This window comes from Providencia sp. PROV114, from assembly GCF_032704305.1.
Lineage (GTDB): Bacteria > Pseudomonadota > Gammaproteobacteria > Enterobacterales > Enterobacteriaceae > Providencia > Providencia rettgeri.
Window position 1 is genome coordinate 2790927 of sequence record NZ_CP120528.1, and the last position, 24222, is coordinate 2815148.

The window sequence follows — 24222 nt, forward strand, 5'->3', positions numbered from 1 at the left end:
AAGGTTATTACCATTTAAAAAAGGACATATGTCCTTTTTTAAATGAAAAAAACGAGTATGATTTAAGTATAATTTCAAGCGAAAAATGGTTATAACAATGAAAGCAATAAACTCTACAATAAAGCGTGCAGAATTTATTACTCATCATCAACTTGATAAAATCATTTCTGACGAAACTCTCAAAAATACAAAACTTATCCACATAAAGGCCAAAGAATATTTAATATTTCAAGATAGCCAAATCAGTCACCTTTACTTCCTTGTTAACGGGAAACTGCAAATTGAACGTTATGAAACTAACGGTTGCAAAGTCATTTTTTCATTTGAAAATACATTTTCTATAATTGGTGATTTAGAACTTTTTCAAAGCAATCTTGAAAATGACCGTATCTATAATACGATCCAAGCAGTTACAGATGCAGACTTACTTGCGCTACCTTTATCTATGATCCGAAAAAAAGAAATTTACTCACCATTATTTTTGCAATTTATCTGTCAGCACCTTAGTAAAAAGCTTTATAACACATCACAGTTACACTCCAGTGCATCATATTCAGTTGAATATAAATTAAGACGCTATCTTACTTTTGCTGAAAAGCAGAATGGAGAAAGTTTTCAATTAGAAAAGCGTGACTCTTTAGCCGCAATGCTAGGAGTCTCCGTTAGGCAATTAAATCGAACACTATCTAAACTTGTCAGTGATAAATTGATTGAAAAAAAAGGCAAGAAAATTAAGATATTAGATACTAGTCAGCTCTTAATTTCATGTCGGAAATAGAAAAGGCGGCCACTTCATTTACAATGGCCGCTTTTTATAAAATAAGAACACCATTACTTTTTGGTTGCTAAAATAACCGAAGAGGCTTTAACTATGGCAGTTACTTTACTGTTCACTGCTAACCCCATTTCAATTGTACTGTTATTCGTTACTACTGCTGATAATAATGTTCCTGCATCCGTTTTTACATTAACGACTGAGTTTACACTGCCTTTTTCAATAGACTCTACTTTGCCATCGAATTGGTTACGTGCTGAAAATTGGTACTCTTGTGCATCAGAAACAAGAACAACCCAAGGTGCTTTAATCACCGCAACTACTTGTTTACCTTTTTCTAACCCTAACTGTTTAGTGCTGTTTTTAGTGATGATTGCAGCAATGCTTTCTCCATTACCTAAATTTAAAATAATTTCATCATTTACTGAGCCGATAACAACCGACTCAACAACACCTGTAAGTTGATTTCTTGCAGAAATAGCCATTAAACATCTCCTATATTTAATAAAAATCGACTTCAGTAATACTATTTTTTAGTAATTTAATATTATTACCATTCGAATTAAGATTTAAAGTAAAGTTGCATTTATAGGCAATATTTTTAGTATTATAATCGCACTTAGAATTGACTAATAATATCGTTTGTCCCAATGCACGGATATCCATTGTATGATCAAACGGCTTACTCATATCTTTCCCATAAGTGACTATAGTCTCTGAGATGAGTGCATTATCTTTAAAATATTTTATCGTTGTTGGAAGTTTAAATTCATTATAATCATTTTTGCTATATTGTTTTTTCGTGTCAGCAAGCAATGAGCCAGCAATAATGCCATCTTTGTTATATTGGTAGATTAATTCACCATTTGAATCTTTTTTAGATATTATTTGACAGTTATCACCTATCACCATTTCGACAGGACCACTAACATCCCTACCAATCAATTTATTTTTAACTCGTTTTACAAAAAGATAGTTATGAGCACCATTTAAATACTCATCTTTCTTTTGATCAAAAGTAAAACTTTCCACACAACCATCATGGCCAATTTTTAACATTGATTCATAATTAATTGATTTATCTTCATTATAAACAACTGATTTTATTTGCTTAACAGCACCTCTAACAGGATTGAAATCATAAAGTTGAGCCAGATTAAACACGACTGGGTTATATTGCTGTTCTTGAAACGCTAATGATACAAAAGAAATAGGGAATAAACTTAAAAAAACGATTCCCAATGGGTATTTTTTACTCATTTCTATCGTCCACCTCTAACAGCTACGGCTTGCTTTGACTTAAAAATAGCCTTTTTTATACATATTATCAGTTTTTCGATAAAAGTCAGGTTATGAACCCATAATATGAGTATAAAAATGAGTCTTAAATTAAATCCAAAGCCATTTTCGGCTAAAGACAAATATAAATATAAATATAAATATGAAAAAATAATAGAGAATAGCAATGGCTGTAACTCCTTTTTTATAAAATAAGGACAAAGGAGTTACTTAAATTGATTATGGCATAATTGGAGCTGGTGTTAGCTCGCGCTCATCGTTAAAAACACGACCAAAACGTGGGTTTCCTTGGTTCCATTCCTCAACTGCGGCATGAATATCGGCTTTAGTTCGACCAATAAAATTCCACCACATTAGTACTGACTCATTTAAAGGCTCACCACCAAGTAATAAAATGTGGCTATCTGAAGCTAGCTCTATAGAAATTTCTGTTATATTTTTGCCTAAATAAACTAATTCATTACTCTTAATTTGCTGTCCTTCAATAGTAGCACTTCCACTTATGGCAAAAATACCGTATTCAAATTCAGGTCGTAAAGTTAAAACTTGTCGGGCTGTTTTCTTCGCAATAATATCAAGCCCGATCAACGGTGAAAATGTCAATGTTGGTGCTTTATAAGTGCCATATTCCCCAACTAATAAATGGAAATGGATCTCGCCTTCAGCCCAACGAGGTAATGTAGGATAATGGTCAAAGCGTGGGGAAATATCTTTAACTGCTTCGGGTAAAGCAATCCACAGTTGCACAGCATGTAACTGGCGGCTCTCTCCATAGGTATCTTCAGAATGACTGATCCCATAACCTGCTGTCATTAAATTAACCTGCCCTGGTCGAATAACCTGTTCATAGCCAAGGCTATCTCGATGCAATACTTCACCTTCAATCATCCAAGTGAATGTTTGTAAAGCAGTATGAGGATGAGGTGATACCTTCATTCCCTCTGAGTCGCCTTTAAAAACCGTCGGGCCCGCGTGGTCAAGAAAACACCAAGCTCCTATTAACCTACGCTCCCTTGTAGGCAAAACTCGTGCAACAGGAAGCCCACCAACATCCTTCGAACGTGCGGTAATCAACTGTAAATCAGGTATTTTATCATTAAATTGAATACTCATACTTACCTCATCAGTAATTAGCAAATGTTATTGGCGGATATCACTGTATTCAGGTGTTCTATCGAATATTGCTTTTGCAAAAGGGCATAATGGAATAATTTTTCGGCCTTCATTTCTCATTCGCTCAACAACCTTAGCAACTAATAACTTTGCAATGCCCTGTCCTTTTAAGCTTTCATCAACCACGGTGTGGTCAATAATCACCAGTTCATCGCCAGTATAAACAAAGGTTATCTCGGCAAGACGAGTTTGCTTGTCATCGGATAAAATAAAAAAGCTATTGTGGTCAGATTGGATATTCATCATAAATAACACCCTCTAAGTTAAATCAATTTAACTTAGAGTATGTGACGTATACTAAAAAGACAATATTATACAATTGTCGATGTGATCCAAATATTTTGAAGTTAGCAAGATAACAACACGAGAAAAGATGCCGAGACAGCGCTTAACTAGAGATTAAATTTAGTTTAACGCTGTTTTTCAATTGGTTAATTAATGCGACATACATTAATTGTCAGAAAAATTGCTTATCACTGTATAGGTTAATGAATTTTCTGAGCTATCAATAACTTTTAATTTTACATTTCGATAAGAAATAATGTCGCTGTTTTTAAGATTATACTGAATCGTATCGCCAAATCCTTGGTTCTCAATATTCGAACCTATTTTCTGATAACTAATATCGACAACCTGGTCATTTATCCCATTGAAAATTAAGGCTTGTTCAAATGAATTACCATCAGAATTATTTAATTTTACCTGTTCGATTTGTGCTTTATCGCTACAAACAGCAACATTGACATCCGTTACGATACAAATTTCATTAGGACTAGACCCTTTTTTAATTAAAAGTGAATTCCAAGGTTGCCCTAAAACCTCAACAACGACCGAACCAGAGTCAATTATTTGGTCTGGCATATAAAAATCGCCTTTATCACTTGAGCCCACTTTTTTGAATACACCCGGAATAATTTTGTATGCCAAATCTATCTGCACAGGGTTTAATACTTTAATTCCGTCTATTTCACTAATATTGCCTTCTCTTACTAAGGGTTGCCCTACTGTAATATGGTTGACCTGACCTATTTTAGGCTCACTGATTTTTTGTGAGTCAGGAACATAATTATACTCAGTCACCGCACATCCTGATAAAGAAGCAATACAAAAAATTGGAACTAATAATTTATTCATCTTGATAAAATCCATGGCATTAAGATATTAAATATTATATTTATAAAACAATTTCAACAAGTTACTATCTTTCTATCCACTGAAATTTTTTGATGAAACTAACCTTGATGATTTACTTATAACCCATAGTATTAATCATTATTTAGTTATGTGGGATGGTAACTCAAAACTGCATGCTATTTACTCTCATGTCTGATTAAGCCAAAAAATACAAATAAAAACGCCATTAGATCAACAAAAAACACCTTATATTATTAACGTTTCGTTAACGTATATTCTGCCTAGCAACCATCATATAAGCATTAGTACAACTGGCTTTATTACCATGATTTTTTCATTTGGTGAGCCCTTTAGTTGATAAAGCCAATTATACATAACCGCCTCGGCTTATGCTTTGGCGGTTTTTTCGTATTTATATTTTTTGATTAAATTTATTGTTATTTGCGTAAGGCATTTTATTATCTAGTAATTTAAAGCTAAAGCTCTCTCTATCTATATATCCAACAACATTGTTTGAGTCATATAGCTGAATGAAGAAATCAGCTAGTTCCTCGCAAGAATGATATGTACCAAAAACTTTATCATAATCATAATATTCTACTCCGTTAGCAATTCGACCAAAATCTGTTTTGGTCGCTGCAGGAGCCAGTAATTTTACTTTAATCTTAGCATCCAAGTTCAATAATTCATGAGCCAATCCCTCAGTAAAAGAGCTAACAAAAAATTTCGAAGCACAATAGGTAACGGCTGTAGGTACGATAGTATATCCTCCCGCAGAACTTACATTGACCAACTGTGAATCATCAATATTCTGATTATCACGCACGAACATTAACGATAGAACTGCGAGTGTATTGATATTCAAATTTAATAAAGTTTGTGCATCTTTTATTGGCTGAGAGAATGCTTCCCCATAATATCCAACACCGGCGTTATTTACCCATACCCGAATATCAAAAGCTTTCAGTTCCTCATAAAGTGACATTGCATCATCTGTAATAGATAAATCACATGATTTTGTTACGACCTCAATGTATTGATTAATCTTACGCAATTCGATTTTCAATTGGTTCAACAAGGAATCTCGCCTTGCCACAGCAATAATATTAAATCCACGCTCAGCTAATTTTATTGAAATTGCACGACCAATACCTGAGCTCGCACCTGTAATAACCGCATAATGTTTATTTCTCATGACATACCCTCTTTGACAAAAGTTTCAAAAGGGTAAAGGATAGAGTTAACTCTAGGTCAAGAAACTTCTAGGTAATACATGAATTATTCAATCAGTCAGTTTGCACAACTAACCGGATTCACCATATACACCCTTAGATACTATGAAAAAGAAGGAATATTGAAATCATCCAGACAAGCAAACAATCATAGGTACTATTCTGAAGATGATATTGAATGGGTTAAGTTTATCACTCGTTTAAAAGAAACTGGCATGCCTTTAAAAAAGATTAAAGAATACGCGGCACTAAGAAATATAGGAACATCAACTTCATTTGAGAGAATGAATTTGCTTACTGAACACTACGCTAATCTTGAAAACCAAATTTTATCTCTAAATGAACACTTAAGTAACTTAAAGCTTAAAATTCAGCATTATCAAGAACAATTAAAAATGAATACCAATTAACTTACACGGCTAATTCACAAGCACCATATCTTATGGTGAATTATGGTGCTTAATAAATTCCCCTGCTATTTTTTAGCCCATTCCACCAGCTTTTGTTCTTTGGGTTGTTGGTTTGGGTCAATTCCCTCCACCAGTAATCTCTTTGCATCATCACGCTTTCTTCTGGCATCAGCTAGTATAATGATTAGCTTCATTTGGGGGCACTCAAATTATGGAGTATAAATGTACCACCTAAGGGGGGGTAGTTTTTAATAGACGTTAGTAGACATTGGAATAATGGGATTTAGTTGGAATGCTTGATTTACTTGGGATTGGAAGACTTTACTAGAATTGAAGATGGCGGAGGAGGAGTCCGCTCAATGTGAATCCAACCCTATCCAGATAATTCCAATTAATCAAACAATATCAGTTAATTAATTTAAATCGCATCCAAGAGCGTACAATAAATTCCATACAAAGCCTGATAACAATGGCATACTAGATGGCATACCCAACGTGTAGGATAAATTCACCATGCCTTTATTAACTAATACAAAAGCTAAGAATATACAACCTGAGGATAAACCATTACCTCATGGCGGTATCACGGGCCTCACCCTACATCCATCATCAACGAAAGGTAGAGGAAAGTGGGTGCTTCGCTATATGAGCCCTGTAACACAAAAACGTCGAAATGCAGGTTTAGGTAGTTACCCTGAAATCACAATTTCAGAAGCGGCAAATCTTGCTTCAACAATGCGAGAGCAAATAATCAAAGGTATTGATCCCCTTGAGTTCAAAAAATCAATTTCCGAGAAACCAACAATCCCCTCTTTTGAATATGCTGCCCGTAAACTTCATACTGAATTACTTCCTGGCTGGAAAAATGAAAAACATGGTAAACAATGGATCACAACCTTAGAGCAATACGTTTTTCCATTTATCGGCTCAACAACATTAGATGCCCTTACACCAGCGGATATCGCAAACGCATTACGCCCTATTTGGTTAACACGATCCGAAACCGCCTCTCGAGTCAAGCAACGTATTCATGCAGTGATGCAATGGGCATGGGCTCATGGTTACTGTACAGCTAACCCTGTGGATGTGGTCTCCCACTTATTACCACAACAAATCAGTGTCAGCGTGCGTACAGAACATCAACCTGCAATGCCATGGAAATCTCTCCCTCTTTATATTACAACCTATGTTTCCACCGAAGAACGATATAATGTTACCCGTGTCTTACTCTTATTTGTGATACTCACGGCTTCTCGTTCTGGGGAAGCCAGAGCCATGCGATGGGAAGAAATTGATTTTCAGCAACGTATTTGGACTATTCCTGCGGACAGAATGAAAGCGGGTATGAAGCATCGAGTACCCTTATCTCATCAAGCTATGTCGCTACTCCATAACCTAAGAGGGTTACATGATGAATTAGTTTTTCCTTCCCCTAGAAAACAAATTGTCCTTTCTGATATGGTACTCACTGCATTCTTACGGCGGACAAAAGCACCCAGCGATAATCCTAATCGCGTTGCAACTGCACACGGTTTTCGTTCCACCTTTCGAGATTGGTGTTCTGAACATAGCTACCCACGAGATTTAGCAGAAAGAGCACTTGCTCATACAATGAAAAATAAAGTGGAAGCGGCTTATCACCGAACGGACTTATTAGAACAGCGACGCCCTATGATGCAAGCGTGGGCTGATTATCTCCTGCCTTAAACTTGAGAGCTAACTATTTTACCTTATAGGTGAGAACATTGATGTAGTGAAGACTTTCTTATTTCCGGACTCACAATCTGAACGACCAGCAATGTGCCTTCCTCTGGATCTGTCGGTTACAAGAAAGTACTTAATGCGAGGCATCTCCTCACCGGTGTGCGTGACTAAAGAAAGGGCTGGCTGCTTGTATTGTTACTGTCCTATCCGAATTATCTGTTTGGAGATCTAATTCTATTTCCTCAGCGGAGCTCTGTCATGGCTGAAAAAGTTACTGTCGCAGTTATAGGCGGCATAGATACACATAAGGATCTGTACGTTGCGACTGCCGTAGATCAAAATAATTAAGTTATTATTTTTCACAACACGATAAAGTTATCGGCAAATGTTGGCATGGATGCCCTCATTTGGGTCGTTAAAGCGAATTAGCGTTGAGTGCACAGGCACCTACGGCTCAGGACTGCTTCGTTATTGTCAGAATGCAGAGTTAGAGCTTCTTTAAGTGACTGCTCCAGATAGAGTGTGGCAACACAGACAGGGCAAAAATGATATGATTGATGCTGAGTGTGCTACTCATGCTACATTTTGGGGTATAAGAACCGTTATACCCCAAAACACGTAACGGTATGATGGAATAATTACGAGTACTAAAAACTTATCGTAAAACAGCTATCTCAGTGCGTAGAGTTGCTCTACAAATTATCCATTCCAATATTATCTATGCACCTGATAAATTACGTGAACAGCTCAGAGATATGACACGTTTACAGCTCATCAGGGCTTTGAGATCCTAAAGACCTAATGTCAGTGAATACCGTTATGTTACCAACGGTTATCGCATTGCATTAAGGCCTCTTGCCCGACATTATCTTGAGTTACATGATAAAATCGCTGAGCTGGATGTTCTGATTAAGGCAATATTACTTATTCATACGGTTACCTATGTTATAAATCTAACGCAAACGAAACACATTAGGCAGCCCTCTATTTCATTCTATTCCTATTTTTTGAAAGATAGCGGCAAATACCCTCCCATTTTCGCATTATTCACTATTATTACTGAAGCTTTTCGTAAATTAGCAATAAATTTGCCTTTTTTCAGGCTCCGTTTCTTTGAGTTTAATGCTTTTTCCGTGCCAAATTAGCTAAACTCACAGCCATAATCGATAGTAATGCTAAAGCCGCTGCAGGGGCGAGGACAACCCAGAATCCGCGCTCTAAATAAGGCATCCCTTCCGCAAGAACTCGCCCCCACTCTGGTGTCGGTGGTGATGCCCCCAGCCCAAGAAAGCCTAATGATGCCAAAGCCAGCGCAATGCCGGGGAGCCTTAACATCGCATGCCTAAAAAGTGGCCCAATCAATGCTGGAAAAACATAAAAAAGATGACGGCGGAACCAATTCACCCCCAGAAGCGGCAACATACGAATATAAGGTCTAGCATTAATCTCGGTTACCAAGGCCGCTGTGTGTGTTGCAAGCGGAGCCCAAGCAACAGCCATAATGGCAATGGCTGCGCCCGTAGCGCTTGGGCCTATTATCGAAACAACAAGTAAGCCTGCGATAATAGGAGGCAACGCATTTGCAATTTCTGTCGGTCCTACACACAATCGGGGGAATAGTCCGATAACAAGCCCAATCAGTAAGCAGACTAAAGAGACAAGTAAAGCCATCCCACAAGTATAAAGAGCACCATGAGCGACCCGAGCCAGCAAGTCCCGCCCCATTGCATCCGCACCAAACGGAAGGGCGGGAGAAGGCGTCTGCAACCGTAAGAATTCTGAGGTGTAAGGGTCACGTGGTAACCCAATCAATAAAAGTAAAACGAGGGCTAAAATGCATATCAAAGGGATTACGCGCGAGTAGCGAGAATGACTCGCTTCGGGCTCCTTTGACGAAGGTATTGAATAATTGCGGATAGCTCGTCCTAAAATGGCATGCCTGATCACCGTAGCCAATATTCCAATAACAGATGCAGTGATAAGCAGAATGAGTACTCCAAGCTGCAAAGCAGGTAAATCTTGTGCGACAACAGCACCTAATGTTGCTCGCCCTAATCCTGGAATTGCAAAGACTTTCTCTACTGCAACGGCACTGCCGATTAGCGAAACTAAAACTAACCCAATTAACGGTATCACCGTTGATAATGTTCGTTTGAGCACAGCGAAAGTAATATGCCAGCGACTTATTCCTGCAACTCGCCAAGCCATGATCCAATGCTCGGTAAATGTGGCCGATAATGCATCAGAAAAAACGCGTCCTAGATAGCCACCAGCAGGCACCCCCATCGCTAATGCCGGCAATACTGCATATTGCAACCCTTCCCACCCATAAGGCGGAAACCATTTAAGCCATACTGCACCAATAATTAATAAAAAAGAGGCTAGCAGGAATTCAGGTAATGCAGTAAAAAATGCAGCAAACACTCCCGACGTTCGGTGAACTTGTCCATTTATCCCACGATAAAGTGTCGGGGCGCAAATCATTGACATTAGCAGGAATGCCACTATTACCGAAAGTGACATTAGGGTTAAAGACACTTGGGCCGCTTGTAACATTCCCTCAAGCACTGGCCTCCCTGATACCCATGAATTCCCTGCATCACCATGAATCAACCCATCAAACCAATTTATAAGTAATGTGCATGGGCCATCATTGAGCCCAAGGGAATGGCGAATCGCCTCTAATGCCTCCGGCGTTGCTTCCTGTTCACTTGAACGTGCACGAAGTAGCGACAATGCAGGATCAGCGCCAGAAAGCCAAGGCAGCACGCCAACCAAGATTACAACGGCACTCATCGCTATCAATCGTGAGAAGAAAGTCATGAAAGCACCGTGAGATAAATACTTGACTTGATTAATTTTCGTGCGAAATTGGCAATAGAGTGATTCGCTCATGGCTCAAAGGATCCTACTGTTGTGATGCTGGTGAATTCAGGTCTTTAGGGACAATCTGGGTATGACTGTTCACCAACGTCCGTTCTCTAGGGTCACGTAGTGCATGCTTTAACTGAGCACTTTCACCTTGGATCACGCGTTCATGCAACATTGGAATTGCGGCATCACTGGCAAGGATAAGGTTCTCTGCCGCCATAATAGCTTGGCGACGAGCATTCCCTGCGGGTGTTTCACTGGCTTTCATTAAGGCTTGGTCAATCTCAGGGCGGCATAGCTGTGCAATATTAAATGATCCTTCGCAGGCAAAATCACTGTACATATAAGCGACAGGATCACCAGAATCCAGTACCGTTGCCCTTGATAAAATAAAGGCATCGAATTTCCCCGCGAGTGCATCTGATTCAATTTGGGAGTATTCACGAACAACTTGTTTTACATTAAACCCTGCGGCCGTTAACTGCTGAGCTAAATAAACAGCCACTTCAGGCAACTCTGTGCGATCGCTAAATGTCGCCAATGTAATCGTCGTGCCTGAAGGTTTGGCCGCGGCTATTGGGTGACTGACGGGCTGCCGCAGTGTCGCTGCCCATGGTAATGCTGGCCCTAGCAGACCTTGCGCAATATCAGCACGTTTTTCATAAACATTATCAACGAGTTGCTGGCGATTAACTGCCTCACGAACAGCAGCTCGCATTGCGGGATCAGCCATCACCCCATTTTGGGTATTTAGATAGAGTGTATTCGTTCTTGGCATGGGGACTTCATGTACCAGAGTTTGGTCTAAAAGTGGGGCTTGAGACACGGGTATTGCTTCGATAATATCAGCACTCCCTGTTCTTAAAGCCGCCGCTCTTGCTGCCCCATCAGAAACAAAGCTAGCATCAATACCACTCGCTTTTGCTTTTTCACCCCAATAACCATCAAAACGATCGAGTGATGCACTGCTGGTGCCATTCACATGACGCAAAATGAAAGGGCCTGATCCCGTGTTAATCGGGTCGACTATCCCATTTTCTTTATAGGCATTGAGCGATAAAACTGCCAATTGTGGGCTTGATAAACGTTGTGGTAATAAAGGGTCTGGTTTTTCTGTTGAAACGAAGATTGCATCATCCCCATCAGCTTGTACTGTCAATTTAACACCATCTAGAATTCGCGGCTTTGGCGATGCATGAGCCGCGGTATTTAGGGCATTCACGGCAACCTTTGCATCTAGCTGAGTACCATCATGAAAGTGGACATTTGGTCGTAACTCAAAACGCCATGTTGTCTCATTGATAGGTTGCCAATTAATGGCTAGTACGGGCTGAGGATCCCCGGCACTATCAAGCGCAACCAGCGTTTCGGCAGTACTCCACCGTGACAATTTAAAGGCGTCATCACTAAGTGGTGTCAAACCTGAGCGTGGGGGTTGAAGGTGTGCGATTTTAATTCGGCTATCTGTCACTTTCATCTCCTCTTCATGGCTTTCGTTAAAGCAGCCAGTCAGCAGTGTTGTGGCGAAAAAAAGCCCGCAAGTCGGCCATAATACCTTGCGTATGTTCATCATATACCTCGTTAATGAGTTAATATTGTTCTAAAATTTCAGTCATTCGGCTCAATCATCAGAGGGCCCAATAAAATACTGCTGATGAATCCCCCCTTATTATCAATTCAATAGGCAACAGTAAGACTAGGTACCGCATCTAATAGCTGCCGAGTATGGAAATGGTGAGGAGAGCTTAAAATTGCTTGAGTCGGCCTATCTTCAATTATTTTGCCATCTTCCATAACAAGCATTCTGTCACACAGTCCAATTAACACGGATATATCGTGGGAAACCATTAATAGCCCCATTTTATTTTCTTTTGTGACCCGCAGAAGCAGTGTTTTGATTTGTTCCCGTAACGGCAAATCTAAGCCGCTAACCGGTTCATCTGCCAATAGAAAATCAGGCTTAATAATCAGGGCCCTAGCTAAAGCAACCCGCTGAGCTTGCCCCCCAGAAAGGTGCCCAATGGGCTTATTCAGGATTTGCTGGCTTAGCTCAACTTGCTCAAGTGCATCGCGCAAATGCAGGTTAGATTTATTTATATTTCGTAGTCGCTTCAGGGGTTCACTGAGAATATCTCCAACCCGCTGAGAAGGCGGAAGAGAACTAGCGGGGTCTTGAGGAAGGTATTGCACACGCCGGCGATACCATAATAGTGAGCCAACTGAGCCTGGTTTAACGGGCCTTCCATCACAGTAAATCGCACCACCGTCAACGGGATCAATGGCCAAAATAGCTTTAAGTAATGTTGATTTTCCACAGCCGGAGCATCCAACTAACCCGACTCTCTCACCTTGTTTCAGCATTAAGGTAAAATTCTGAAGAATAGCCGAACCCACCTTTTCCTTTTGCCAAGGAAATGCCGCACTGGGTCGATAACGAGAAATCCGGTCGACATAGATAAAACTTTGTAATATTGATTTTTGCGAAACACTCATTCTGCCTGTGCCTCACATAAATTCATTGAGGGTAATGTCTTGCTGACTGGTGATAGACTCTTTGTGGGTGATTTATCGTTTCTGAGCAAACGCTGTGCGTGATGTGCGGCATAAACAAGTCGCTGCGTGTAAGAATGTGTTGGGTTTTCTAGAAGCTGCCGCATGTCTCCACTTTCAACGATCCGGCCATTTTCCATTACGATCCCCCGCTGGCATAGCTGTGCCGCAACTGCAATATCATGGGTAATAAATAATAGGGCTGGTAAACCAGTTTGCTGGCTTCTATCCGCTAAAACGCGTAAAACTTGCTGCTGGCTAATCACATCCAATGCTGTTGTCGGCTCATCAGCAACCAATAGCCGATTATTCCCCATTAAAGCAAGAGCAATACAAATTCGCTGTTGTTGGCCGCCCGAAATCTCAGAAGGATAGCGATTTAATAAATCGGGAATATCACCCAATTTTAGTTTTTCAAGTAAATCTCTTATTATCAAACGACTATCTGTTTTCATCGCGAGGGAAAGTTGTTTTCCAATGGGCAATAATGGGTTTAATGCCGTTGATGGATCCTGAAAAACCATAGAAACTCGAGTGTTATGTCGGCGGCGTGATGCATGCAGCTGACTCACATCAACATTATCCACCTTAATACGACCTGCCACATGGGCACCTGTTGGTAGTATCCCTGTAATGGCTTTCGCTGTTAATGACTTGCCCGATCCCGAAGCACCAATAAGGCAAACACGTTCAGACGCGAAAAGGGTAAAGCTAATATCATTGACAAGAACATTGCCACCGATAGATATACTCAAATGCTTTACTTTAAGAATTGGAACTGGGTCACTCATTGTATTACTCATGAAATCAGGGTCATCATCAAGAATTAGTATGTTATAACATAACAACAACAGAGAGAACAAGTCATATTTTGTAGAAAAAATGGATGATTAAATCAGCAACCTTGAAGCTTGATAATAAACTTATCAAATAATTGGTTATTTGACTTAATATCAATTTCATAAAGCTATAAGGAAATATTGATTTTTTAATCTTCGTATTATTAGGAATGAACTATTATTTTCAATGGAGGATTTAATGACTAGTCATACTTATTTATTGCAGTTTATTGGTTATTTAAAAAAAACAAGCCGCATCTTAAAAATTATATCATAATATTCAGATGCGGCTTATCCACAGTACAATTTCTACAGTACAATAGTAAATTTAATTTATCTTATTAAACTAATCTTTAAGCAATCTGTTTTACTTTACCTAATAGGAATACATAATTAAGCATACCTAAGCCTAATAATACTGCCGAGAATATTAATGCCCACGCAAAGTTACCTGTTGCTGTGACAATAATCCCGGTAATAATTGGGCCAAATGCGCCACCAAAGTTAGAAATGGTATTTTGTAAGCCTGCAACCGTTGAAACCATATTATTTGGTGCAACATCGCCCGGCAATGACCAGACCTGGGATGCTGCGATCGCTGTTCCAGAACGGGCAATACAGAGTAATACGATGGTCAAAACAACCGAGTCAGTCAGTGGTGCGAAACCAACACAAAGTGCTAATGCCATTCCTAATAACAAAATAGATTTACGTGTAAATGTTAGCGAATACTTACCACTACTATGCATTTTATCTGAAACCCACCCCGCGGTGATCTCAGCGACCATTCCACAAAGTAAAGGTAATGTCGCAACAAACCCCATGGTTAATAAATCCATGCCTTTTTCTTTAACTAAATAGGCAGGTAACCACGTAATAAAGAAATAAGAAGTATAATTAATGGTGAAGAAACCTAAACACATTGCCCAAATTGATTTATAGCGAAGCAATTGGTACCAGCGCATACTTGGTTGGCTATCAATGCCGTGTTTTTGTGCTTGTCCTTCTCGAATATAATCAATTTCTTCTTGATTAATCATGCCGTGTTTTTCTGGTGTATCCGTATAAAAGAAAAACCAGAAGATAACCCAAATAACACCAATTGAACCAAAAATAATAAACGTAATACGCCAATCAAATAAAACAATAAGCCAAACTATCAATGGCATTGCGACTGCACCACCAAACTTGGATGCACTATCAAACAATGCTGAAACAAATGAGCGCTCTTTATCTGGGAACCAACGAGAAGCAATACCCGCATTACTTGGGTACGCCGCCGCTTCACCTGCACCTAAAATAAAACGCATAGCAAGCAGTGACTTAAACCCTGTAGCAACCCCCATCAGTGCGGTTGCTACAGACCACCAGCCAACAGCCCATCCCAATGTTTTTTTCTGACCAATTTTATCAGCCAACCACCCCGCGGGGATTTGTAATAATGCATAAGTCCAGAAGAACCCAGACATTATCCAGCCCATCTCCTCAGCCGTTAAGCTAAATTCAGTAATCAATGTTGGGCTAACGGCAGCAATAATGGCTCTGTCTAAATAATTAATCGCAATAGCGGCCCACATAAGTGCCGCGACAATCCAACGAACCTTGGACTTTTTTCGTAATGTTGTATGCATAGCATTGACCTCAATTAAGTTATCTATGGCGAAATTACATGCCGTTCATCACATAAATTGGTTTTTTCTGATGAATTAATAAATTAATTATATTTTCAACACACTGTTCGCCAATGGCTTGAACTGCGCCATCTGTATAACCTGCAATATGTGAGGTACCAATGAAATTATCGAGTGAAAATAAAGGATGTGCTTGGAGTGGTTCTTCAACAAAGACATCTGAAGCGGCGCCAGCAATTAATTTATTTGATAATGCGTTATATAAATCACTTTCATTAATAATACCACCTCGGGATAAATTTAATATAAATGCTGTTTTTTTCATTATTGAAAGTTTGTCTGCATTAAATAAATTATTTGTTGATTCGATTAGTGGCATATGAATACTAATAAAATCACTATTCTTAATCACATCATCTAAAGGTAAAAATTTAATACCGTGCTGCTCAGCGAACACCACATCAGGGTATGGATCATAGGCTAATACTTCCATATTAAACCCTTTAGCCCTCATCGCGACTTCTTTACCAATACTGCCAAGGCCAAAGATACCTATTGTTTTTTTATAAACATCGGTTGCGAATATTCTCGGCCACTCACCTTGTTTCGTTTTTTCATAGGCTTGTGGTACTTGTCTCGCCGCGCTAAGCAATAAAGCAAATGCAAAATCAGCGACTGCATGTTTATTTGCATTCGGGACATTAGTTACCCAGATATTTTTCTTTTTAGTTGCATCTAAATTAATATTATCGACACCCACACCATGCTTACAAACTATTTTTAAATTTGGTGAATAAGAAATTAATTCTTCATTTACATCTGTAAATGCGACAATTAATGCAACTGTTTCATTTAAATGTGGCTTAAGCTCTTCGAGGGTCACGTCAGCGGGAAAAGATAAAAATTCCAAGCCATTTTTTTCTAATTCAACAATAGGTGAATTATCATATTTGGCAAATGACGGTGATGTTGAAATAACCTTCATAATTATTCCTTTTTTATTTTCAATCTTTGATGTTCTATTATTAAATTTATTTGGTGTGACTGTTAAAGCCACACCAAAGAGGGTTTTTCTATTAAGAAATATATTTATCAATGACTGCTTTTATTGTTTTAATATCCTGATCACTGAAAACAATCGGATAGCGGCTTTCACCAACTTCTTCTCCCATCAGTGTTATCGCTTTTTTCACCGCAGCTGGCGAAAATGCGACTTTATAAAGATCTGTTCTTAACCCAGTGACACTCTCCTGTGCTATACGCGAAGCTTCAATATCACCTTTATGGAAGTTATCCCAAATTGCATTAATTTCTTTTGGTGCCACATTGGCCAAACCTGAAATACATGCAGAGCACCCATCAACAAATCCTTGATGTATTAATGAGTCTGGACCATTTAATACATTGAAATTCGCAATTCCCTTAACGGCATTCAAGAAACCACTCAGGCTTTCATAACTTCCCGCACTATCTTTAATTCCAATAATGTTTGGATGTAATGCTAATTTTGCCGCGGTTTCTGGCAATATGGTATTACCCGTCCTTGCTGGAATGTTATACATAAATACAGGCACATCTAGCTCATCTGCAATTTTAGTATAATGGTAAATCAATTCATTTTGGTTTAGTGGAATAAAGAACGGCGTAATAACCGAAACCGCATCCACCCCTAATTTTGCAACTTCTTTACCTAATTTAATTGTTTCCTCAGTAGAGATTTCACCAATATGCGCAACTATCGGAGCTTGACCATTAACTTCGTTAACACAAGTTTCAGTCACAATAATCTTTTCTTTTTGTGATAAAACAAAAAACTCGCCATTCGTTCCATTACAAAAAATACCATTACCGTGACTAATTTGGCGCTGAACTTGCTTTTTCATTCTCTTAGCGCAAAATTCACCATTTTCATCAAATGTCGTGACAATAGCAGTAAGTACACCTTCAATTTTAGTTGTCATGTTTAGCCTCTTTAATATTAACGATTCGGATAAAGTGTTTGATATATGGCAGCGACATCTTCATGACTAACTACACAGGGTGCATTATTCATTAATCGTTTGACATTTAATGCTGCCTCGCTGAGTGTCGGGATATCACTTTCAGGCACACCGAGCGCTTCCAAGCTATTGGGTAAATTCAATCTTTTAACTAAAGCCGCAAAGTAATCGACAAGTGCATGGGATTTTTCATTTGCAGTAAGGGAAGTATCTGCATTTGGAATGAGATCCCAAACCTGAGCAAATTTTTCAACTGAATGAGGACGGATAACTCGCATGCAAGGTGCGAGAAGAATCGCGTTGGCAATGCCATGGGGTAAGTGATACGTTCCGCCTAAAGGGTATGACAGTGCATGAACTAAATGCGTCCCTGCATGTGCAATAGCCGCCCCACCATAATAGGATGCCCATAACATTTCTAATTTAGAATGCATGTTATCTGGCTCATTGACCGCTATTTCAAGATGGCGAAATAGCTTATACATCCCCATTAAGGCAACATTGTCACTCACAGGATTCGCAATCGTTGATGTAAAACACTCAATTAAATGGCATAAGGCATCAATTCCTGTCGAAGATGCAATATGAGCAGGCATGCTACGGGTTAATTCTGGAAGCAATACAACATAATCAGGTAACAAAATAGGTGAAATAATACCTACTTTTGTTTTTTGCTCTGGAATGGCAAGAATAGCATTTGGCGTTGACTCTGAGCCTGTTCCTGCCGTTGCAGGGATCAGCATTGATACAATGCGCGCCGTTGGCTTTTCCCCTAAGAGCAGCGCGCTAAGATCCGGTGAATTTGGTTCACACAGTGCAGATAAAAGTTTAGCGATATCGAGAACACTCCCACCACCAACCCCCATCACTAAATCATACGATGATTTATCGTGCAGTTTAGAAAGTATCGCATCAACATCATGGTTGCTCGGCTCAGGTGGAACATTGTCGATAATGTGAACGTTCCGACCTTCCTCTTGTGCTAACTTAATTATTGTTTGAGTATCAGCTAACCGCACAATATTGGCATCAGTAACGAATAATATATTTTTCTTATCACTTAATAGCGATTTAATCCCTAAAATGGCCCCTGAACCACTGATCAAGGTGCTGTTAATTGTGGTCATGTCGTCTCCTATCTCTTATTGCCAATATGATTGAATTTAATCATAATGAGCTATTCTAGCTTTTTGATGCTAATTTTATAAGCGAAAACTTCATTAATTAAATTGATCTTGCTCACGAATAATCAATTATGATTTAATATAATCATAATGAGCATAATGATAAAATGGGATTGCCATGATTCAACATAGAAAAAAGAGAAAACTCATTGTTCTGGCTGATGATTTCACGGGTGCTAATGATGCAGGTGTAAATTTAGTGAATGCAGAACTCGTTGCCGATGTGGTTTTTCAATTGCCCTATTCAGGAAAGGCTCAAGCCCTCATCATCAATAGCGATAGCCGCGCTATGGATGCAAACCACGCAAATGAAAAAATTCACGATTTAGTCAGTAAAATAGGCAAAATTCGCCAAACTGACTGGGTATTAAAGAAAATAGACTCTACACTTCGCGGTAATATTGGCAGTGAAATTGAAGCGCTCATGCAAGCAACAGGCAGAACTATTGCCATACTTGCGCCTGCATACCCAAACGCAGGCCGCGTCACTATAAAAGGAAACTGCTATGTTCATGGGAAATTAATTACTGAAACGGAATTTGCATCTGACCCCAAAACGCCTGTTTTGCACGCGAATATTGCCGAGATTATAAGACTGCAAAGCAAAATCAGTTGTGTGAATGTAACACACCAACAGCTTAATGATTTATTCAAACACCATGACAAAAATGGAAATAATCAACATTTAATCATCATTGTTGATACACAGACTCAAGACGAATTAAAGCATGTCGTCAGTGTTGCCACTCAAGCAAAAACCTTGCCATTACTGGTCGGCTCATCAGGACTATTCCAAGCTTTTAGTGAATCTCAGGTCGTAAAAAATCACAGTAATTTATTTGCCATGATAGGATCAATGAGCGAAATTGCTCAAAAACAAATTAATCGACTGACTTCGCACCCTAATACTCACTTTGTTCACTTAGATATCGACGAAATGCTCTCCCATGGCATTCAAAAATATCAACAAATTATCAGTGAAGCTTTAAATCAAGGGCAACATTGCATTGCTCATACCAGTTTAGAGCATTCAGCCCGTCATCAGGTTATTGCTCTATGTGAAAAATGGGCCTTAACGCGCACTCAGTTGGGGGAAAAAATTTGCTTATTACTGGGCGAATTAACTCAACAAGTTATTTCATACTCATCGCCAAAAGCACTTTATTTATCTGGTGGTGATGTTGCCATTGCTGCAGCAAACGCTTTAGGCGCCGAGGGGTTCAATATCCAAGGGCAGATTGCAGATTGTGTTCCTTATGGCCGCTTTATTCATAGTGAATGGAATAAATTAGTGCTGACGAAGGCTGGCGCTTTCGGCAGCGAAGATACCCTATTTGAAATTTTGACATTTATTGAGAGGAAGTAAAATGAGTCATATTATTGCTGTCACTATGGGTGACCCATCGGGAATTGGACCTGAAATTATCATTAAATCATTATTAAGTGAGCAACTTTCAGGCTCTCCAGTGATTGTTGTTGGTTGTGTTAGGACATTAGAACGTATTCTCGATTTAAAAATCACACCGTTCATTAAACTGAATGTGATTAAGCATGCTCACGAAGCGGTTTTCTCTGCGGGTGTATTAAATATTATTGATGAACCTCTTTCAGATCCTGAAGCATTACTGCCGGGTGTTGTGCAAGCCCAAGCGGGTGATCTTGCTTTTCGCTGTATCAAACGAGCGACCGAATTAGCCATGGCAGGGGAAGTCAGTGCGATAGCAACCGCACCACTGAACAAAGAAGCGCTTCATTTAGCGGGCCACAATTACCCGGGGCACACCGAATTACTCGCTCACCTCACTGACAGCAAAGATTATGCGATGGTGCTTTATACTGATAAGTTAAAAGTGATCCATGTTTCCACGCATATTGCGCTGCGTAAATTTCTCGATACTTTAAATCCTGAACGTGTGAAAACGGTTATCCGTATTGCAGATAGCTTTTTAAAACGCGTTGGCTTTCAATCTCCGCGAATAGCCGTAGCAGGTGTTAACCCTCATGCGGGCGAAAATGGTTTATTCGGTGATGAAGAAATTAAAATTGTCAGCCCAGCAGTTAATGAGATGAAACAACAAGGATTTAATGTATTTGGTCCATGCCCTCCAGACACGGTCTTTATGCAATGTCATGAAGGGATGTACGATATCGTTGTTGCTATGTATCATGACCAAGGCCATATTCCATTAAAACTTTTGGGCTTTTATGATGGCGTTAATATCACCGCAGGTTTACCATTTATCCGGACCTCAGCTGATCATGGCACTGCATTTGATATTGCTTGGACAGGTAAAGCTAAATCTGAGAGTATGTCGACTTCAATTGAACTTGCGATGCAAATTACAAAAGGTTAATCATGAAAGGACGTGACCGCTTAGAAAGAATAATGGACTTTCTAAAAAGCCAAAACTTGGTAACCGTTGATCAATTAGTGGATATTACAGGGGCTTCACCTGCAACAATTCGCCGGGATTTGATTAAACTGGATCAAGAAGGTGTGGTCAGCCGTGCTCATGGGGGGATAACTCTCAACAGATTTATCCCCAACCAGCCAACGACAAATGAAAAGCAACATCGTAATCTTATCGAAAAACAAGCGATTGCACGACAAGCGGCCTCTCTCATTAATCCTGGGGATTCCGTTATTCTTGATGCAGGTACAACTACCCTGGAATTAGCTCGCAATTTAACCCACTTACCACTACGAGTTATTACAAGCGATTTATATATCGCACTTTTTCTCTCGGAATTTAAGCAAATAGAAGTGACGATAACAGGTGGAAAGATTGATGATAGTAGCCAATCTTGTATTGGCGAACATGGGCGCAATTTATTAAAAAGTGTCTGGCCAGATATCGCTTTTATTAGCTGCAATGGCTGGGATGATGATAAAGGCATTACGGCACCAACAGAAGAAAAAGCAGCACTTAAAAAAGATTTAATGAACCAAGCAAAAACAAAAGTATTATTGGCTGATAGTTCTAAATATGGGGCATGGTCTTTGTTTCATGTAGGTGATTTGGATAGTTTCACTTACATTATTACGGATAAATATTTAGAAGATGACACCAAAGAAACACTCTCTAAATATTCTACAAAATTAATATTCGCCTCTTAATAAAGATAAAACCGCCCTCTAGAAGAAGGCGGCGATAATATAAAATTATGCGAGAACCATCTTACCAATTAATAACCCCATCACAACTGAAACAAAAACAGTCACTAATCCTGGTCGCATAAAACTATGGTTGAGGACATATTTTCCGATACGTGTTGTCCCTGTATCATCGAATGCTAATGCTGCAAGGCACTGCCCAGCCACCGGGATAAAAAAGTACCCATTCACAGCAGGCCAAGACCCGATAAGTGCATAAGCCGGTAATCCCAGAGCTAACCCTAGTGGTAATAATATTAATGTTGTTGCGGCTTGGCTGCTCACCATTGCTGAGACAAAAAACATCATGATAGCAATTAACCAAGTGTATTCGTGCAGTAATATCTGAACTTCCGATTTAATTAAATCAATGTGCCCACTGACAAACGTTTCACTCATCCATGCCAAACCAAAGGCACAAACAATAGCAAGAGCACCAGCTCTAAAAACACTGCCACTGAGAATTTGTTCTACTGGTGGTTTGCATAAGAGCACAATAAAGCAGGCAAATGATAACATCACAATCTGAATAGACGCAGACATTGACAGTAATTTAGGTCCAGCTGGCGTATCAATCATAGGACGGAGTCCAGGGATCAGCCCTAATAATACAATCAGTACGGCGCCAGATAAAAAGATAATGACGGAAAGCTTAGCGCGAGGTGCAATAACTTTAATCTCTTTCTCTGTATGGATAGGTTTAAGTAACCCTTCACTTAGACGGCGTTGATATTCAGGGTCATCTTTAAGCTCTTTTCCCTTATTAAAGGTTGCAATGGCACCTGCTGCAACACCAATTAATGTTGCCGGAACGCAGATTAACATAATTGTGGAAATAGAAATGCCTAGAGGCATCATTAAACCAATCATCGCGGCCATTGCAGCAGAAATGGGGCTCGCCGTAATTGCTTGTTGAGAAGCAATCACTGAGATAGAAAGTGGCCTTTCTGGGCGAATGCCGGAATCACGTGCAACTTCAGAAATAACAGGCAGTAAGCTATAGACAACATGCCCTGTTCCTGACATGAAAGTAAATACATAACAAATAAATGGTGCAAGAATAGTAATATAACGAGGGTGTCGGCGAAGCATTTTCTCTGCAAGTTGAACCAATAAGTCCAACCCACCCGATGCTTGCAATGAGGATGCGGCTAATACAACAGAAAGAATAATTAAAATAACATCAATAGGCGGTGATGAAGGTGTTAAGCCGAAACCAAAGACGAGTAACCCAACACCTAACCCACCAACCATACCTAAAAATGCGCCGCCAATCCGCGCACCAAACATAAGGGCAACAATGATAAAGCACAATTCTGTCCAGAACATACAAACCCCCTGGTGATGAAGTTAATTTATAATTTTATTTGCTATAGAGTGAGGTTATTTTGAGAAAGGCTTGCCAAAGCCAAATGCACCATAATGCTGTAAAACTAATTTTGAGGCTTTCGCGCCCGCTTCCATTGCACGAATCACTTCATTATTTTCAGGAGCTTGGCAAGAACCGGTTAGTATGGAGAGCATAAACCCAGTTAAAAAAGCATCCCCAGCACCTAATGTATCAATGGGCTCAACATAAGTAGGTTGCCATTCAATCAATTTATCACCTGAACAGTAATAAACTTTTTCATGCCCACGTGTCGCAATAATATTTTTACAGCCATAGTCACGTAATTTTTTAATTTTAGTGATGGTGTCTTCTACCGAAAGCTGACCACAGGAAACAAAACCATAATCAACCCATGGGCATACTTGTTGGAAATAACTGTCTGTACCTCGATTTGAAAAATCAAAAGAAAGTATTATTTTATGCTGTTTTATTTTAGGTAATTCAGGCTCCAAAAAGCCGTTGATACTCGAATGAACTAAATCAAATTGAGAGATATACTCCAAATCTTCACAGGACAATTGCAAAGGATTTTCTCTCAGCACACCATTTTTATTACTTGAAATAAACTCCCTATCCCCATTAATTAATTGAACACACGCATATCCATTTTCGCCGTCATAATGGCGACATCGCTGAGTATCAATATCAAGTTCATTGAGTGCATTTTGCACATGTTCAGCCGCTTCATCGTTGCCAAACGCCCCTAAAAAGGCACTTTTGTACCCAGCAGAACGCGCATACACAGCAAAGTTAAGCGAGTTTCCACCGGGATACATTTCCCCTGTATTAAGGTATTTATCAACAACATTATCGCCAATGCCAATAACCGAAATATTCATCATTATTCCTTACATTAATATGGCTTCCCTGCCAAGT

Annotated in this window: 22 protein-coding genes and 1 pseudogene; 7 read left to right on the forward strand and 16 right to left on the reverse strand. The window is 39.4% G+C overall.

The window, feature by feature from the left end; translation table 11 throughout:
* The first annotated feature begins 97 nt into the window (after nt 1-97).
* The gene (locus tag P3L37_RS12510; RefSeq protein ID WP_162598817.1) at nt 98-778 is read left to right on the forward strand and encodes a Crp/Fnr family transcriptional regulator; all 681 of its coding nucleotides are present in this window, start codon (nt 98-100) and stop codon (nt 776-778) included.
* Nucleotides 779-831: 53 nt separating this feature from the next.
* Here the strand turns inward: P3L37_RS12510 and P3L37_RS12515 are convergent, their stop codons facing one another.
* The 6 genes from P3L37_RS12515 to P3L37_RS12540 all read right to left on the reverse strand — a co-directional run bounded on the left by P3L37_RS12515 (nt 832) and on the right by P3L37_RS12540 (nt 5576).
* Nucleotides 832-1260, reverse strand: a complete 429-nt coding sequence (locus tag P3L37_RS12515; RefSeq protein ID WP_109911076.1) for a molybdopterin-binding protein — start codon at nt 1258-1260, stop codon at nt 832-834.
* Between the two features lie 16 nt (nt 1261-1276).
* On the reverse strand, nt 1277-2035 hold the full coding sequence (locus P3L37_RS12520) for a YnfC family lipoprotein (protein WP_004909690.1): 759 nt from the start codon (nt 2033-2035) through the stop codon (nt 1277-1279).
* A gap of 258 nt (nt 2036-2293) precedes the next feature.
* Entirely contained in the window at nt 2294-3187 is an 894-nt protein-coding gene (locus P3L37_RS12525; RefSeq protein WP_222959836.1) for a pirin family protein, read from the reverse strand.
* 27 nt (nt 3188-3214) lie between these two features.
* Nucleotides 3215-3490, reverse strand: coding sequence for a GNAT family N-acetyltransferase (locus P3L37_RS12530; protein ID WP_164529360.1), 276 nt, complete (start codon nt 3488-3490; stop codon nt 3215-3217).
* Between the two features lie 207 nt (nt 3491-3697).
* Nucleotides 3698-4381, reverse strand: coding sequence for a hypothetical protein (locus tag P3L37_RS12535; RefSeq protein ID WP_004909682.1), 684 nt, complete (start codon nt 4379-4381; stop codon nt 3698-3700).
* 412 nt (nt 4382-4793) lie between these two features.
* Complete coding sequence (locus tag P3L37_RS12540) at nt 4794-5576, reverse strand: SDR family NAD(P)-dependent oxidoreductase (protein WP_004909680.1); 783 nt, start codon at nt 5574-5576, stop codon at nt 4794-4796.
* Nucleotides 5577-5654: 78 nt separating this feature from the next.
* Between P3L37_RS12540 and P3L37_RS12545 the strand changes: the two genes are divergently transcribed.
* The 3 genes and pseudogenes from P3L37_RS12545 to P3L37_RS12555 form a co-directional block, all read left to right on the forward strand.
* Complete coding sequence (locus P3L37_RS12545; RefSeq protein ID WP_109911072.1) at nt 5655-6023, forward strand: MerR family transcriptional regulator; 369 nt, start codon at nt 5655-5657, stop codon at nt 6021-6023.
* 513 nt (nt 6024-6536) lie between these two features.
* Complete coding sequence (locus P3L37_RS12550) at nt 6537-7730, forward strand: tyrosine-type recombinase/integrase (protein WP_272573735.1); 1194 nt, start codon at nt 6537-6539, stop codon at nt 7728-7730.
* A gap of 255 nt (nt 7731-7985) precedes the next feature.
* A pseudogene (locus P3L37_RS12555) lies at nt 7986-8650 on the forward strand (IS110 family transposase); the annotation flags it as partial.
* Between the two features lie 196 nt (nt 8651-8846).
* On the opposite strand, the gene P3L37_RS12560 reads toward P3L37_RS12555, so the two are convergent.
* The 8 genes from P3L37_RS12560 to P3L37_RS12595 form a co-directional block, all read right to left on the reverse strand.
* Nucleotides 8847-10622 carry an ABC transporter permease subunit gene (locus P3L37_RS12560; RefSeq protein WP_272573736.1) on the reverse strand — a complete coding sequence of 592 codons (1776 nt, stop codon included), beginning with the start codon at nt 10620-10622 and terminating at the stop codon, nt 8847-8849.
* A 13-nt stretch (nt 10623-10635) separates the two neighbouring features.
* Nucleotides 10636-12168: an ABC transporter substrate-binding protein gene (locus P3L37_RS12565; RefSeq protein ID WP_272573737.1), complete on the reverse strand. Its 1533-nt coding sequence runs from the start codon at nt 12166-12168 to the stop codon at nt 10636-10638.
* 107 nt (nt 12169-12275) lie between these two features.
* Nucleotides 12276-13091, reverse strand: coding sequence for an ABC transporter ATP-binding protein (locus tag P3L37_RS12570; RefSeq protein ID WP_272573738.1), 816 nt, complete (start codon nt 13089-13091; stop codon nt 12276-12278).
* Nucleotides 13088-13939 carry an ABC transporter ATP-binding protein gene (locus tag P3L37_RS12575; protein WP_272667311.1) on the reverse strand — a complete coding sequence of 284 codons (852 nt, stop codon included), beginning with the start codon at nt 13937-13939 and terminating at the stop codon, nt 13088-13090. Before P3L37_RS12575 ends, P3L37_RS12570 begins: the two co-directional genes overlap by 4 nt.
* 401 nt (nt 13940-14340) lie before the next feature.
* Complete coding sequence (locus P3L37_RS12580; protein WP_272573740.1) at nt 14341-15618, reverse strand: MFS transporter; 1278 nt, start codon at nt 15616-15618, stop codon at nt 14341-14343.
* Between the two features lie 34 nt (nt 15619-15652).
* Nucleotides 15653-16603: a phosphoglycerate dehydrogenase gene (locus P3L37_RS12585; RefSeq protein WP_272573800.1), complete on the reverse strand. Its 951-nt coding sequence runs from the start codon at nt 16601-16603 to the stop codon at nt 15653-15655.
* Nucleotides 16604-16694: 91 nt separating this feature from the next.
* Nucleotides 16695-17579 (reverse strand): dihydrodipicolinate synthase family protein, encoded by an 885-nt coding sequence (locus P3L37_RS12590; RefSeq protein ID WP_272573741.1) that lies wholly within the window; start codon nt 17577-17579, stop codon nt 16695-16697.
* 17 nt (nt 17580-17596) lie between these two features.
* Nucleotides 17597-18745, reverse strand: a complete 1149-nt coding sequence (locus P3L37_RS12595) for an iron-containing alcohol dehydrogenase (protein WP_272667312.1) — start codon at nt 18743-18745, stop codon at nt 17597-17599.
* A 175-nt stretch (nt 18746-18920) separates the two neighbouring features.
* On the opposite strand from P3L37_RS12595, the gene dtnK reads away from it, so the two are divergent.
* The 3 genes from dtnK to P3L37_RS12610 are packed head-to-tail and all read left to right on the forward strand — an operon-like array spanning nt 18921 to nt 21920.
* A complete protein-coding gene (gene dtnK / locus P3L37_RS12600) occupies nt 18921-20168 on the forward strand; it encodes a D-threonate kinase (RefSeq protein WP_272573743.1) in 1248 nt (415 codons plus the stop codon).
* Nucleotide 20169: 1 nt separating this feature from the next.
* The gene (locus P3L37_RS12605; RefSeq protein WP_272573744.1) at nt 20170-21156 is read left to right on the forward strand and encodes a D-threonate 4-phosphate dehydrogenase; all 987 of its coding nucleotides are present in this window, start codon (nt 20170-20172) and stop codon (nt 21154-21156) included.
* Between the two features lie 2 nt (nt 21157-21158).
* Nucleotides 21159-21920: a DeoR/GlpR family DNA-binding transcription regulator gene (locus P3L37_RS12610; RefSeq protein WP_272573745.1), complete on the forward strand. Its 762-nt coding sequence runs from the start codon at nt 21159-21161 to the stop codon at nt 21918-21920.
* A 45-nt stretch (nt 21921-21965) separates the two neighbouring features.
* On the opposite strand, the gene P3L37_RS12615 is transcribed toward P3L37_RS12610, so the two are convergent.
* Nucleotides 21966-23285, reverse strand: coding sequence for an anaerobic C4-dicarboxylate transporter family protein (locus tag P3L37_RS12615; RefSeq protein WP_272573747.1), 1320 nt, complete (start codon nt 23283-23285; stop codon nt 21966-21968).
* A 54-nt stretch (nt 23286-23339) separates the two neighbouring features.
* Nucleotides 23340-24185 (reverse strand): fructoselysine 6-kinase, encoded by an 846-nt coding sequence (locus P3L37_RS12620; RefSeq protein ID WP_272573748.1) that lies wholly within the window; start codon nt 24183-24185, stop codon nt 23340-23342.
* Nucleotides 24186-24222 lie beyond the last annotated feature (37 nt).